This window comes from Wenjunlia tyrosinilytica, assembly GCF_014646055.1.
GTDB classification, from domain to species: Bacteria; Actinomycetota; Actinomycetes; order Streptomycetales; family Streptomycetaceae; genus Wenjunlia; species Wenjunlia tyrosinilytica.
Map to the genome: position 1 here is coordinate 25859 of NZ_BMMS01000043.1, position 14749 is coordinate 40607.

At 67.4% G+C, this 14749-nt stretch carries 7 protein-coding genes, 2 pseudogenes and 1 CRISPR repeat array; of the genes and pseudogenes, 4 read left to right on the plus strand and 5 right to left on the minus strand.

All coding sequences use genetic code 11. From position 1 onward, the window contains the following. Positions 1-24: 24 nt before the first annotated feature. Positions 25-1605, minus strand: coding sequence for a type I-E CRISPR-associated protein Cse1/CasA (casA, locus tag IEY86_RS32130; protein ID WP_229698950.1), 1581 nt, complete (start codon positions 1603-1605; stop codon positions 25-27). A gap of 843 nt (positions 1606-2448) precedes the next feature. Continuing rightward, the gene (locus IEY86_RS32135; protein ID WP_189135443.1) at positions 2449-5331 is read right to left on the minus strand and encodes a CRISPR-associated endonuclease Cas3''; all 2883 of its coding nucleotides are present in this window, start codon (positions 5329-5331) and stop codon (positions 2449-2451) included. Positions 5332-5502: 171 nt separating this feature from the next. Next, a CRISPR array of direct repeats spans positions 5503-6873; the repeat unit is 29 nt; unit sequence GTCCTCCCCGCCGACGCGGGGGTGTTCCG. A gap of 1400 nt (positions 6874-8273) precedes the next feature. On the opposite strand from IEY86_RS32135, the gene IEY86_RS32140 reads away from it, so the two are divergent. Together IEY86_RS32140 and IEY86_RS32145 are read left to right on the plus strand one after the other, a co-directional pair. Continuing rightward, positions 8274-8525 carry a hypothetical protein gene (locus IEY86_RS32140; protein WP_189135432.1) on the plus strand — a complete coding sequence of 84 codons (252 nt, stop codon included), beginning with the start codon at positions 8274-8276 and terminating at the stop codon, positions 8523-8525. Continuing rightward, positions 8428-8802 carry a DUF5956 family protein gene (locus IEY86_RS32145; protein ID WP_229698951.1) on the plus strand — a complete coding sequence of 125 codons (375 nt, stop codon included), beginning with the start codon at positions 8428-8430 and terminating at the stop codon, positions 8800-8802. The genes IEY86_RS32140 and IEY86_RS32145 overlap by 98 nt, the downstream gene beginning before the upstream one ends. A 4-nt stretch (positions 8803-8806) precedes the next feature. Here IEY86_RS32145 and IEY86_RS32150 read toward each other — a convergent pair whose 3' ends face one another. After that, on the minus strand, positions 8807-9394 hold the full coding sequence (locus IEY86_RS32150; RefSeq protein WP_189135434.1) for a hypothetical protein: 588 nt from the start codon (positions 9392-9394) through the stop codon (positions 8807-8809). A 484-nt stretch (positions 9395-9878) separates the two neighbouring features. Here IEY86_RS32150 and IEY86_RS37075 point away from each other — a divergent pair. After that, positions 9879-11203 (plus strand): annotated as a pseudogene (locus IEY86_RS37075) (IS701 family transposase). Then, positions 11110-11838 (plus strand): annotated as a pseudogene (locus IEY86_RS38305) (helix-turn-helix domain-containing protein); the annotation flags it as partial. The pseudogenes IEY86_RS37075 and IEY86_RS38305, both read left to right, overlap by 94 nt. Here the strand turns inward: IEY86_RS38305 and IEY86_RS32160 are convergent. Together IEY86_RS32160 and IEY86_RS32165 are read right to left on the minus strand one after the other, a co-directional pair. Continuing rightward, a complete protein-coding gene (locus IEY86_RS32160) occupies positions 11835-13517 on the minus strand; it encodes an FAD-dependent oxidoreductase (protein ID WP_229698953.1) in 1683 nt (560 codons plus the stop codon). The pseudogene IEY86_RS38305 and the gene IEY86_RS32160 sit on opposite strands and share 4 nt — an antisense overlap. A gap of 29 nt (positions 13518-13546) precedes the next feature. Next, positions 13547-14749: thioesterase domain-containing protein (locus IEY86_RS32165; protein ID WP_229698954.1), on the minus strand; the 1203-nt coding region annotated here is incomplete at its 5' end.

Below are 14749 nucleotides of genomic sequence, written 5' to 3' on the forward strand. Positions count from 1 at the left end.
GCGAACAGGAGGAGGGGCCGTTGGTCAGCGGCCGGCCGAGCGGGGTATGGCCGCGCGGATGCAGCGGCGGGCGCGGCTGCGGGCGCGGGCCGTGCGCACATCCGCCCGCACTGCGCCGATCGCCGAGTCCAACGCATCAAGGGCGGCATCGACGAAGGGCTGATGGGGCGGGGTGTCGCACCGTTCAGGAGTGACAAGCCCCCAGAAGACCAACCCGGCCACCGGCCAGTACTGGGCAAGAGCGCGGTCCCGCCAGGGCCCGGGCCTCTTGGCGTCCAGCCGCACCTTCTCCGCGTCTTCCTGCCCGGGGTCGGTGGCAAGCTTCCAGGCCAACCGGGCGGCGTACTCAAGCATGCCGCCGACCTCGTCGGCGGCCTGACGGCACTGCCCCACATACAGAGCCATCCGCTCGTCCACCTCCTGCTGCCAGCGCAGGACCGGCGGGGTGCTCGCCTCGAACCAGCCGCTGTCGCGCTGCTGCCCGTCCTGATCGAACCCGTAGGCCCGCACCCTGAGCACGGGCAGCAGCGCACGCGGCAGGTTCTCCAGGGCGTAGGGCCGCTTGGACTGGCCGTCGTGGTCCTTCAAGAGCAGTGCATCCAGGTCACGCCACAAAGCGCGTCGACCGTCGGCCGGGCGTGGGAATCGGGTGCCGTCACCGGACTTGGGCGGGTCGAGGATCACGTACGGGTCGGAGGCAGCCTGGGCAGGGGCGTGGGTTGACCAGGTCACAAACGCGTCGGTGACGGTGGCGTGGTCGGCGGAGGGTGCAAGCAGAACGGCATGGCGGGCGCGGCCGGTCAGCAGCCGCCCAGGCCAGGTGACCTTCGGCAGCGGACCGAGCGGGTTGAGCAGCTCCTCCATCTCCCAGGGGCACCGGTCCTCCTCGTCGGGCTCCGCGCCGCTCCCGCCGGGGACCGGCACCGACAGCACAAGCGTGGTGAACAGATCCGGCGCCCAGGGGTGGAAGGAGACGGTCTTGCGCAGGGGGCCCGCATCTCCGCTGCCCGGCCGCACGGAGGTGATCCGGCGCGGGGTGCACTGCCCGGACGGGCCGTAGTACAGCTGGGCGATCAGATGCCAGGCAGCCTCCGCAGGAGAGACCGGCACCGGGTCGGTATCCATGAAGTGGCCGAATAAGACGGCGCCATTGACGCCTGTGGGCCGTCCGAAAACCAGCTTGTTCACACCCGAGGAGTTCGGTTTCCCCTTGGCGTCCAGGCACTCCTTGTCCAGTCGCGGGTCCTGCAGGAAGGGGCGGTCGCCGAACAGATCGAAGCGGCCCTCGGGCACCTCACGGTCGAGGTAGGCGTCCACGGCCGAGGCATCGAAGCACCGCCGCGCCAAGACCCTGTCACGCGCATGGCGCCACTTCCTGACGTTCTCGGCCAGGTCCATGTCGTCCAGGCGCTCTTCGTCGTTACGGGCGACGCGCGCGGTAATGGCCGCAAGGATCCGTAGCAGCCCGGACGCCGCCGGCGGCACCGGCAACTCCAGATCCTCGATTTCGTGCGCTCGATGTAAAAGCTCCCGGAGCCCCACCCGCATAGACCGGCCCCCCAGGCGTACGGGAATCCACGACTCATCCCGCAGGTCAAACCCCAAGATTCCCCTCCTGAACCGGTCCCGAAGCGCCGTGCGATGGCAGCCTCCAGCACCCCCACGGTCTCCCTGCGGGGAGTGGCGATGGTCACACAGTGAAGCAGGGCCCACTGACAACGCACATGCATTTCAGCCACGCCACAAGGCTCACAGCCGCGGCGCACCTGGTTCTCAGAGCGCTGCACCGACTCCGCCCACGCCCTCTTCGAGTGGAACACCCCCGCACCCCACGAGAACCAAAAACGCCGTCCATGACGCGAGCAGCGTCTCACAAGCGACGGGGACAGTGGTGACCAACGGCGTGCCCCCTCGAGAAGAAGCCCTGGAAGCCTCGTGTCGGCCGTTTCCCACGAGACCGAAGATGTGTGGGGGACTCGGTGCCCTTGCCAACCCATTGTCGGCTGGGGTACAAACGTGACGCCCCTTCAGAGGCTCGTCTTCCAGCTCATCGCTGCGTCCACAAGGCCGAATCAACCGTGGAGTCACCATGCGCGCCCTGCCTGCGCTTCCGGCACATCCCGCATTAGCCGGGGGCACCGACCGTACGTTGCCCTGGCTCGTGATCCTCGTCGTTGTTGTGCTGGTGCTCCGACCCGATGCCAACGTCGCCACCACATGTGCAACCATGCTGATCGCAGTGGTCGAGGCGGTGCGCCGAATGACGAGGTAGTTTCCGGTTCCAGAACTGAGAGGTCGGAGTCACCGTAGCTCCACCCCCCGATGGTCCGCCCTTCCTGTCCCCACCGCTGTGGGGGTGTTCCAATGTGCGGAGGTCTCGGACCGCTCGCGCAAATCGTCTTCCCCGCCGAAGCGGGGGTGCCACTCACGTAGTGCGGGGCCAGATCATTATCGGCGCACCAACCCCAACTCCGCGTCCAGCCACATCCGCTTGCCTTTCACCTCCACCGCCTGCACTTCGCCGCCGCGTACCGGCTGCCGCAGCAGCGCCAGGTCGCCGAGCATCGGGTGATCGCTCCAACCGTCCGGGATATTGAAGGTCGCCTCGGCGTCCTTGAACCAGTCGGCCCGCACCGGAATGGTCCGCCTCATCACCGCGCGGACATCGTTCACGGCGATCCGGCCGTCACTATCCGGGGTGGGCAAGGCGTAGTTTCCTTCCTCGTCCAGGGTCTCACTCCCGTCCTCCTGCATGTAGACGCACAGTAGCCGGACCGCGTCAGCGCCGAGGCGGGTGGCGATCTGCCACTCGCCCTCAACTCCCAGGGAATGCAGGCTGTGCAGCTCGTCGACAGAGCCGACACGCGGGACGGCAATTGACTCGCCCATGCCCCGTTGCGCGAGGTTCTCGCCCTCGAACTCCACCCACGCCTTCTCCCTGCGAGGGCTGTCCCAGTCGAAGCGGTCGGAGCGGTCGCCGTGCACCTTCTCCACCAGCGCCTGGACATCGTCCGGGATGTTGATCGGACCCGGCCCCAGGCCCGCTAGCACCTCGGAGGTCTCCAGCAGGAGGTGTTCGGCATAGACAGAGCCCCAGTGTTTCGGTACCTGCCCACCCCCGGCCAGAAGCGGATCAAGGACGACCAGCCTCGGCCCGGTGCAGGCCGCCCACGCCGGACGCGGCTTGCCGCCGGGCCGTCCGTGCTGCGCCCACCACACCTCGTGGCGCCAGCACCGCCCGGCCCGCTGAAGCAGCAGCGCCAGCGGGGCAAGATCGCTGACCACAAGATCGGCATCGAGGTCAAGGGACTGCTCGACCACCTGGGTCGCCACGACCACCATGCGTCCGAGGCGCCGACCGGGACGTCCCATGCCCTGCGAGACCAGCCGGGTCCGCCCCTCCCGCACATCGCCGGGAAACCGCGCGTGCAGCAGCACCAATTCCACCTCGCCCAACCCTCGGGCCGCACAGCGGTCCCTCAGCCAGGTGTAGGTGTCCTGCGCCTCGCCCACCGTGTTGCAGACCACCAGCGCGTACCCGCCCACCTCGCCACCACATTCCAAGAGCAGCGGTTCCAGGACGCACTCGATCACCGCGAGCCTGGCCCGCTCCCCGCCCTTTCCCAAAGGTGTGTGCACAACCGACTCCACCTGGACCGCCAGCTCCATGCGCCGCTGCGCGGCCTGATCCTGCCGATCCGGCTCACCGATCCGCTCGCATCTCGCGGTGGCCGCGTCCACGTAGAGCCATCCCGGGTACGGAACCTCGAACGAACGCCGCTTCAGCTCACGGACAGAATGCTTCCCGACACCTCTGAGGTACTCCTTGACCAGCCGGTCGCTCACCGAGACCGGAAGTGTCGCGGACAACAGGACCACCGGCACCCCATACGCTCCCAGCCAGTTCAGCAGCCGTCCCAACAGGACCTGCATGTACGGGTCGTAGGCATGCGCCTCATCGACGATGCACGTCTTGCCGGACAGTGCCAGAAGCCTCAACGCGTTGTGCCGAATCGGCAGCACGGCCATCAGCGCCTGATCGATCGTTCCCACAGTCCACTGCGCCAGCAGCGGCCGCTTCCCGCCCCGCAGCCACTGCCGGGGCCGCATCGCAGCCTGATGACGCGCCGCCGTGTCCCCCTCCTCCTCGCCATCACACACCAGCACCGCTGGCCCCCCGCTCAACTCGCCGTCCGAGTAGGCACTGTTCAACCAGGCCATGCTGTGCGTCAGCGTCAGCCCCGCGCCCGCCGCCCCCTGACGGTCCAAAACACCCGCGACGCGGGCGTGCATCGGGTCGCTCGTGGCCATCGTCGGCAGCAGGAACGCAAACCCCCGCGTACCACACACCTGCGACAGCAACCGCTCGGCCTCCAATGCCGTCTCGCTCTTGCCGTCCCCAGGCGCGGCAGTGACCACCAGGATGCCAGCCTTCCCTGCCTCCGGGACTGCCAACGCCTCGGCCAGCCCTCGCGCGACCGACCGCTGCAGCGGATTCGGCTCACCCTTAATGTCGTACGCCTCCGCGAAATCCTTGCGTGCCAGCTCCACCGGCACCAGACCCGCCTCCCGCACCAGCTCTACAGCGTCTCGGCATGACTTCTCAAAGTGTTCCTGCAGCGAGGGCCGAAGGGCGTGCTGGCGCCGTTCGAGATAAGACTCCTGGCTCACCAGCCAGTCCGCAAGGATCACCAAGCCCGTCACCAGCACCGCCGCCGACGCTTCGAAACGCTCGGGCAACGGCGGCACACCCAGCAGATCGTGCACCGCGGCCGCGTGCACTGCCCTTTGATCAGCCCACTTCAGGCCGCCGAACAACTCCTGATAGCCAGCAAGATCGGTCATGCCCCGGTTGAGCCGGGAAAAGACACCGTGGTGCCCCCCGATGATCTCCGCAACCCGGTCAACCCCCTCGTCCTCCGCCATGCCGGTGTCCCCAAGCCCGAGCGCAGCAAGCACCGCGGGAGCCGCCTGCATCCCCGCGACGGCATGCCCGATACGTGTCGTCCCGAGCCTTTCCCCCTGGTCCCGGACGAACTCCCGGCTCAGCCCCTCCTTTCCCCGGGCATCGCACAATTGGAACCCCGACAGCTTCCCGATGTCATGAAGCCCGGCACACAGGGCAACCAGCACACGTGCCTGCGCAGGATCTGCCTCAGCCCCGAGCCCCACTGCGATGCTCCTACGCTGGTTCCCGGAGAGGTAGTGATCCCACAGATACAGGGCCATAGCCGCCGCATCCAGCAGATGCCGCACCAGCGGATACGGCCGATCAAGCCCTCGGGACTTCCCCCACGCCGACTCGTCCACCGCCCGCCCCGGCCTACGCATCACCGCGTACCCCTCCTACTTGAACTCCGTTGCCCATCGGCCGCATCCAACCATTAAGCACCGACAAGGCCGTCGGAACAGCATGTAATCTGCGCACGTGACCCAGAGGATGCTCTCCGAGAACAGAGTAAAGACACGGCAAAGCCCCTGCTAAGCCACAGCTCAGAAAGGGTCCTCCCCGCCGACGCGGGGGTGTTCCGGCATCCCCCGGAGACGTCGCCCATGCCATGGGGTCCTCCCCGCCGACGCGGGGGTGTTCCGTACCGGGCGAGGCCGGGCAGGGAGTCGGGTCCGTCCTCCCCGCCGACGCGGGGGTGTTCCGAACAGCGCCAGCACGGCGACCGGGGTCTGAGTGTCCTCCCCGCCGACGCGGGGGTGTTCCGCCCCACGTGAGCGGCACCTCCAATATCGAGTGGTCCTCCCCGCCGACGCGGGGGTGTTCCGCCGTAACCCCACCATCAGGAGCCCGCGCCATGGTCCTCCCCGCCGACGCGGGGGTGTTCCGTCCGCGGCAGAGCTGGTCCGTACCCAGTTGGCGTCCTCCCCGCCGACGCGGGGGTGTTCCGGTCGAGAACGAATGCGACGGCAGAGCCTGGCAGTCCTCCCCGCCGACGCGGGGGTGTTCCGTCGCCGTAGGCGACTTAATGGCCACGCTGCCCGTCCTCCCCGCCGACGCGGGGGTGTTCCGCGTGACGGTTCGAAAAGCTGAGGGTAGGGAAAGTCCTCCCCGCCGACGCGGGGGTGTTCCGTACGCCGATGCCGGGCACGTCCACCCGGGGCCGTCCTCCCCGCCGACGCGGGGGTGTTCCGTCCCGGATGCGGACCCGCTCCGGCAACGCCGGGTCCTCCCCGCCGACGCGGGGGTGTTCCGCGAGACCAGCTCATACGCAACCTGTGCACGCCGTCCTCCCCGCCGACGCGGGGGTGTTCCGGCCCACGGCATCACCATCGTCCCGGTCTACGCGTCCTCCCCGCCGACGCGGGGGTGTTCCGTGATCGAGTTCGGTGCCGGGACGGCGCAGGACGTCCTCCCCGCCGACGCGGGGGTGTTCCGCCCTCACCGTCGTCCTCGCCGCGCTGATCGACGTCCTCCCCGCCGACGCGGGGGTGTTCCGACCGACCAGGCCGCCAGGGGCGCCAAGTCCACGTCCTCCCCGCCGACGCGGGGGTGTTCCGTTGTACAGGTAGATCTCCAGGCCGGGCACCCGGTCCTCCCCGCCGACGCGGGGGTGTTCCGTCACGGGCGGACTCCGATCCACGTGGTGAGCAGTCCTCCCCGCCGATGCGGGGGTGTTCCGCCCTGGTCCCCAAGGCCGCCCTGGCGGGCAAGGTCCTCCCCGCCGACGCGGGGGTGTTCCGCTACGGCGCGACATCGACGACGCCGCATCGGCGTCCTCCCCGCCGACGCTGGGGTGTTCCGCGGTCCCCCGACCCGGCGGCCTATGATCACGCGTCCTCCCCGCCGACGCGAGGGTGTTCCGAACCGGCCCGTCCTGCGCGTCACGGACCCCGGGTCCTCCCCGCCGACGCGGGGGTGTCCCGAGTGTGTGCGATCCGCCTTCGCGGCCTTTGAGGGTCGGTTGCCCCGGAGGGAGACCGCCGCCGCGTTCACGGGTCATTCGAGTGCGGCCCCCGCGTCGCATCCCTCGCACGAGCCAGTCACCACGAACGACGGTCCGACCAGGCTACGGGCGCCGAGCCGGCGCTGTGCAAGCAGCTCAGAGAACCTCGATCGCCGCATCAGCCGACACGCGCCTTTGGTAGATGCGCCGACATCGTCACGACGAGGAAATCTCCGCAGGCCACGGCTGGTGCGCTACGACCAGCCCTCGTTCGCGGCTCCTGCCGAAGGCTCGAACCTGCGGCTTGCAGACTCGTTGACCATCCCAGGTCGACGCATTCGCGAACGGTGCTGCTCCCGCTTGTCCCAGATTCCGGGGCTCGCGCGGCGGGCCCGCTCGTCGGACCGATCGACACCATGCGACATCACAGCACGCGGCGCATGCACCAAGTCCCTGGTGCACGACGGTCATCAGCCCGCCCCGCCCATCAGACTGGCCCCTTGCCCGTCCCGTCACTCCCCCAAACTGCTAGTGACGCCCCGTCCACATCGGTGCCCCGGCGTGGATCAAGCCTCCGGGCAATCCGTCCAGTTGACCATCCGGCGGCCCCGCGGCGAGGTCGTTACCGCGTCGTACGGCTGGGTATGGCGCTCTCGGATTGGGAGTGACCCGTCTGCGGGGGAACGCCAAGGGGCTTTGCCTCCTCTTGGCGCGGCGCGCGTTCAGTGGGGCTGGCGCCGGGAGGGCGGCCACCTGCGCACACCAGTTGGCCGAGGGTGCCAGGCGAAGACCTCTCCCCCCGTCGCATGGGGAGCGCGACGGCGTGCTCCCACTCCGGAAGGGGGTCGGGAGTCGTCAAGGGGTTCTTATGCCTCTCGATGGGCGGTGCATCCATACCGCTGGGGTGACAGTGGCACGTTGCGGCTGACGGCTGCGCCCAGCGTCTCCGTACCGCGTCCCATGTCGACCGGATCGGGGGATGGACGAATCGGGCATGATTGACACCTGGGGAGCATGGGAGCACGAGGGCTCCCAGCTCGCTCCCACGTGGGAGCAAACGCATGTACGACAAAGGCCGTCCCCGCTGTGCGGGGACGGCCTTTGACCTGCTCGTTCTCTGTCGGGACGGCGGGATTTGAACCCACGCCCCCTTGACCCCCAGCGGCACGGCTCTCCTCCTCAAGTGCTCCATTTCGAGACCTTCGCAGGCCTGCCGCGCCGTCAAGCTCCGTACGACGCCGAAACAGCGCAGTCAGCAAGTGGCCAAAACCACTGCCCAAGTGGACGATGCCTCCAGCTGCAGTAGCAGTCACCAATGCGGGTTTCACTCTCCGCCAATCCCCCGCCCAGCTTGCGGTCTACGCCTCCTACCATTACTCCATGGAGCACACGTGGGATCAGCCTGCCCACCCGTCGGCTGCCGACTACTCGGACCCCAGCCCCCTGGAAGACCACCAACTGCCCGAGGTCGCGGCCCTTCGCGAGCAGGGCTGGGAGTTGGCGACCGAAGAGCGGCTGTTCGGCTTCCTGCCCCATGTCTGGGCCGAGGCAGCACCGCACATGGGTCCCCGACCGGTCCACCCACTACATCCGCGAGTACCGGACCCGGCGAGCCGGAGAACCCGTGGATGAGGAAGTCATCCGCCCCGCAACGGCCGCAGAGCTGCAGTACGAGGAGGACGACGTCAACGCCGACCTGGACCTGAACGGGGTTCCCCCACGCCCCGACGGCCGGCTGTGGCTCCTCAGGCCCTTCGGAGGGTTCGCCACCGTCGAGGACATCAAGACCCACCTGCTCCACCTCTACGAGGCGCGGCGGATCGACGACCAGTACCACCCCGAGCAGGCCCGCCGCATCAAGGCTCAGCTGGCCGCCGACGAGCTCTCCCGACTGCCCGGACAGACCTGATGGATCACGCCTTCCACGGGACCTGGTAGTACTTGCAGTGGCCGGTGTTGCACTTGCTCCACCGGCCCGTGTGGATCGCCCCGCGGATCTTGAACTCGGCGTCGTGGCCATGAGCCCAGAACATGCCGGTCATGTCGTCGTGGTGCTTGCGGCCGTCGCGCAACCTGGCCTCGTTGTACATGTACCTGCTCGACGAGGGGTTCCACGACCGCGTGAACCCTCGGTCGATGGAAGCGAACACCGGTTCGTTCTTCCCGCAGTAGTCGTCCGGGCCGTGACTGATGTTGATCCGGCAGTTCAAGGGGAACCTGTCGGGCTGGACCTGCGGGCCGTAGTCCCAGTCGATCAGACTCCGCCAGCGAGGGAACTCTCCGTCGAAAGCCTGCCTGTTCACCAGGTCGAAAGAGCCGATGAACCCGTTCTGGTTGCCGTAGACAACATTGCCCTTGACCTCGGCGATCGTGTGGTTGTGGTCTATCAGCCGTCCGCACACGTCATGCTTCTCGCACCAGGAGTCGTAGTCGTCGGCGCGCTGTGCGCCTCGGCGCGGCGGCGGCGAGGCCCGGTAGTCGGTCGCTGCGGCAGCAACCATCCGGTCCACGGGCTTGCCCCAGAGTCGGAGGTGATCGTGAGCACCCCTCCCAGGCACGTCCACGCTTGGGGGCGCTCGTGCCGGGCCCGCTCCACACACGCACTCGTCCCGGAACCACCTCCACTCGTGGCGTCCAGCGGATGCCAGGGCTGCTCGGCCGAAGCCACAGCAGTAAGCGCAGCCACCGCCACCACCGCAGCCATCATCTTGCCGTTCAACGTGCTCCCCTTCCGTCGCGCGCAGGCATGACAGAACATGTCTACGAACACGGCGGTCGCCGTGCGGCATCAAGAGCTGCGAATGGCCGATACGAATAGAACGTTTAGCCGATTTTGTTGCTCTGACTGGACATGCAATTCTGCGGGACTGCGTTGTTGATCGTCGCCGGTCAGTCACGGCAGCTGTAGTTCCGGCGCCTGTGCTGCTCAGCGGCTTGCGGGGTCCGGTGTGGGCATCGGTACGGCCACCGTGATCATGAACGTTTGTGACGACGTATCAAAACCAGGTGGCCGTAGAGGCCACGATAGCCCGGGTCGCGTGGGGCAGGCTGTTCGGGGCGGCGATGGATGCGATCGCGGGCTGCTTCGCCCGGCGTGAGACCCGTGCCACGGCGGCGGAGGTGGACACGCGCAACTGCTGGACGCTGGCCGAGGCCCTCGGGCATCCAGGCCCGCACCGGCTCCAGCACCTGCTGTCACGGGCGAGGTTCGACCATGACCGGGCCCGGGAGGGGATCACCCGCCTGATCGTGCGTGAACTCGCAGGTCAGGACGTGGTGCTGGTCGCGGACGGGACCGGGGACGCGAAATCCTCGATCGACTGCGTCGGCGCCGACCGCCAGTATTGCGGCGCGATCAAAGGCGTCGGGCTGTGTCAGGTCGCCGTGCACCTGGCCGCCGGCACCGCGTCGGCGCGGGTGGTGATCGACCGGACCTTGTACCTCCCGAGGGACTGGGCTGCGGACGAGGAGCGTCGCAAAGCGGCCGGCGTTCCGGAAGGGATCATGTTCGCGACGAAGCCGCGGCAGACGGCCGCCATGGTCGAAAACGCGCTTGAGCTGGGTGTCCAGGCGCGCTGGTTCGCCGACGACGAGGTGTGCTCATGCCGCGAACTGCGCAGGAACCTGCGGGAGCTCGGTCTCGGCTGCGCGGGTCGGCGCGTCCCACACATACACGGTCACAGATGGAGCGGGCCGCAGGTGGAAGGCCCGACAGATGATCAACAAGGTGCTGTCGCACCAGTGGATGCGCATGCAGACCGGACACGGAACGAAGGGCACCCGCGAGTACGACCGGACCTGGCTCGATGTCCGTGCGGACGACAACCCCGACGGACACGGAGACGACGGTGACGGCACCAGCGTCCTGGTCCCTCGCCGGCACCGGTACACCGGCGAAATCTCCTTCTTCCGCTGCTGGACACCCCAAGACGTCACCCTCGCCCAGCTGGTGGAGGTGATCTGCCGACGGTGGCGGATCGAGGAGACTTTCCAACTCGGCAAGACCTTCAGCGGCCTTGACGAAGGGCAGGTGACCTGCTGGAACTCGTGGATGCGCTGGTCGCTGTTCTCTCTTGTCGCATCCGCCGTCCTCACCCTGACCACCGCCGCCACGACCACGACCGGCCCTGCCGGACCGGCCCGTCTCGTTGACCTGCCCCGAACTCGTCCGACTCCTTTGGGCGTTCGTCCACACACCACCAGTCCGGGACGCGGAACACACCCTGCACTGGATGGCCTGGCGCGGCCACCATCAAGCCATCGCAGGAGCCTGCCACCAGCACCGACACGCGCTCCAGGACCAGCCATGACCAGAACCACAGCTGCCGTGACAGTGCACGCCGAACTCGACACCAACCCGTACCCCACCGGCATCCAGGTCAGCGACGAGGAGATCGCTGCCCTGCCGATCACCCGGCACCGCTTCCATGGCGACTGGAACTACACCCTTGCCCCCCAGCATCCGCTGGACGCGGCAGCGACCAACAGCACGTCAGACCAGTTGCCGGTGAACAGGCCGCATCGCCTCACTCAGCGTTCGCTGCAAGGACCCGGAACTGACCGGTATGACCCGCCAACAGCTCAGCGAGCTCATCGACGCACTGACTCCTGCGCTGGAGGTTCAATGCGAGCGAGTGCTCAGCAAGCGTCGCGGTCCCGAGCACCTGGTCGCCCCCGGTACCGGCGCCAAGCCAAGCTCACCCCAGGTGACCGGATCCTGGCAACCGCGCTCCACCTGCGCAAACTCGCCACCATGGACCTCCTCGGCCAACTCTTCGGCGTCACCGCGATGACCATCAGCCGTGCGAAACAGGAAGTCCACCCACTCCTGGAAGCACACGGCCACCACATCAACACCTCGACCGCCCGCCTCCGTACACCAGCCGACGTCGCGACGTTCCTCGCATCCGGCCCCACCCAAACCAAGGCCAAAACGACGAGTTAAAGATCTCCACGCCCTAAGTGTCCCGCCACGCCGGCGTACATCGCCCTCAATGTCTGCCGATCGTCCGCGTCTGGGTTGAACACCGCCTTGAAGCTCGTCTCGCTCCAGACCTCGCCCGAGATCTCTACCAGACGGCGGACGAGTGTCCGGCAGAAGATCCCGTACGTTCGTTCGTCCGCCGAGACCTCACGCATCCAATTCCGCCTGTCGTGCACCTTCGCCATCAGGACCGTGTCCTCGTCGAACAGGCGCGAGTCGAGGAACATTCCCTCGTTGCCGACGTAGAACTTCTCATTCTGATCAAGTAGGTCGACGAACTCATCGGTCAACTGGTCCGCCCACGCCAGCATCCGCGCTAGCTTCCCGTTCATCACCGCCTCGTCGCACCGGCAGTCGACACCGTGCGCCCGGCCGAACCACAGGAGGATTCGGTGGTCCTCAAAAGCATCCGGCACGATGCGGTTGTAGTACACGCGATTGCGCAGCGCCAGCCACGCACTCCAGGCGTCGAACGAGCCTCGTGAGACATAGTGGCCGACGCTGTTCAGCAGCTTCTCGTACCGGCTCCGCATCCGGATGTGGTAGTGGTGCACAAGCCCAGGGAGCTCGTGCGACCTTCCGGCGCGGTCGGACGTAATAAATTCAACGATGAGTTTGTTGCTCTCCGTGAGAATCCACGAGGAGGTGGCGAACATGGGATCGAGGACCGTGCCCGCACCACCCGTCAGGAACCACCGATCTTCCGAGAACTGCTCCTTGGCGAAGCGAGCGAAGTTCTCACGCACACCGAAGTCACTGAGCACCGGATCAGGCCCGAGGAGGGCGCGAACGGCCCTATGCTCCTGAAGGAATGTCACAAAGACGTCCGCGGTGCCGATGTCCAGCTTCACGTGCCGCCGGTCGAACGCAACGCCGATGCTGTGCCGCGACTCAGAAATCGGCATCACCCAGATGCAGTACCCGCGGTACATCAGGTACACCATCGAAGACGCCCGACCCCAGTGCGGCGCGCGTCTACGCCACGACGCGTCGCCGAGGTCATCGAGCGCGACGCAGCCTTCGAAGCGACCCCAGACCGCCGCTATGGGGTTGCGGTCGTCCTCGGACACCAGCTCGAACATGCGAGACAACGGTGACGCTTCTCCGGCCGCGTCCACGAGCCACCTGCACCGGATGACGCCCGCGGTGGTCCGCACGCGATGGCCGTTACGACCATCGATCGTGATTGCCTCGGCCGGCGACTCACCCGGTCCGCAGTTCAACACCTCAGTCCCAAGTAGAACGCGAACCCCGCTCCTCCGATTCATGTCGCAGAGCTCGCGCTCCAGCATGGGACGGTCGATCAGGTAGGTCGGGATCGAGTGGGGAGTCCGGCCCCCGATCTCAGACATGCGCTCAATTGGCAGATCCCGGTCCGCGGAGTCGAAGAAGTAGCGCATCCCGGAGCTGACGATGTGGTGCTTCCGCAAGTACGGTCCGATTCGAAGCACGCGGTTCGCGTAGTCGGAGAACTCCTCGCCCGACGACTCGTCCAGGCCTGGGGAGAAGTCGGTGGCCTTGTCCACCACCACAACCGTGAGATCCGGCTGCTCAAGCGTCAACTGGCGTGCCAACGTCCCCCCGGCGAGACCGGAGCCGATGATCAGGACGTCACATTCGATATCCGTATCGCTACCCACGACATTCCTCCTTCTCATCAGGCTGCGATTCATACGGCAGAGTGGTCCGCACTACTCCACGGCTCGAGCTCGCGCGTGACGATCCGCGCGATCGCCTGAACATTCGCGGTTCCGAACATCGCCCCGTAGTCACCGGGCAGGCGGTGGGTGGTGATCCCCCCGCCGACGAGGGCGGCCCACGCCGAGTCCGGGCGCTCCGGGTCGAGGCCCGGCCGCCGGTCCTCGGCGAGGAAGTACAGGACGCGACCGGCATAGGCGACGGGACGGTAGGCGTGCAGCGCATCCACGTTGGCAAGATAGACGTCAAGGACCTGGCGGGCCTGTGCATCCGGTTCGTCCGACGATGGGAGGTCCCGATCCGCCAGACGTTCGACGAGGAGCGCGTCCGCGGCTTCCGCTGAGAGGCTCCCGTGCACGTTGGCGGGCATCTCTCCGGGGCCGGGGGTGTCGAACAGGACCAGCAGGTGCACCGCCTCGCCCGCGGCACGCAACCGCTGAGCCATTTCGAGAGCGACCAGGCCGCCGAACCCGGCGCCGCCGAGCACGTACGGACCTGTCAGCTGGACGGTGCGGAGCTCATCGAGGTAGCTCGCTGCCATCTCCTCGACGCTCCGCCGGATAAAGGCAACTGCGTCGCCCCCTGCCGACTGAAAGCCATACACCGTTTGCTGGTCTGGGAGTTGGCGTGCGAGGTCTCGATAGAGGAAGACGCTTCCCCCGACGGGGTGGACGAGAAAGAGCGGGGCTTGCCCCTGGTCGCCCTGCTTGAGCAGCACCAAGGACGAGCTGGCCGACTTCCGCACCTCCTCCACCGCGGCCGCCAGCTGCGCAACCGTCGGAGACTCCAACAATGCATGATGCGGAAGCTCCACCCCAAACGCCTCCGACGCCCGCGACACCACCTGCAACGCCGACAACGAATCCCCACCGAGCTCGAAGAAATCATCCTCGACACCCACCGGACTCACCCCCAGCACGTGCTCAAAGTACCCCACGACAACCGACTCCACCTCCGACCGAGGCCCCACAAACACCGACCCCAACGAAACCGGCCGCTCGAACGTCCTGGACGTCAGCTCGGCGGGGGCCGCCCTGGCCGGTACGGGCGCGATCGGAGACGCGGTGACGGCGGGGAGTCCAGGGGCGTCAATCCAGTAGCGCTTGGTGTCGAATGCGTACGTCGGCATCGGAACCCGACGCGGTGTCCGGCCCTCATGCAGCGCCGCCCAGTC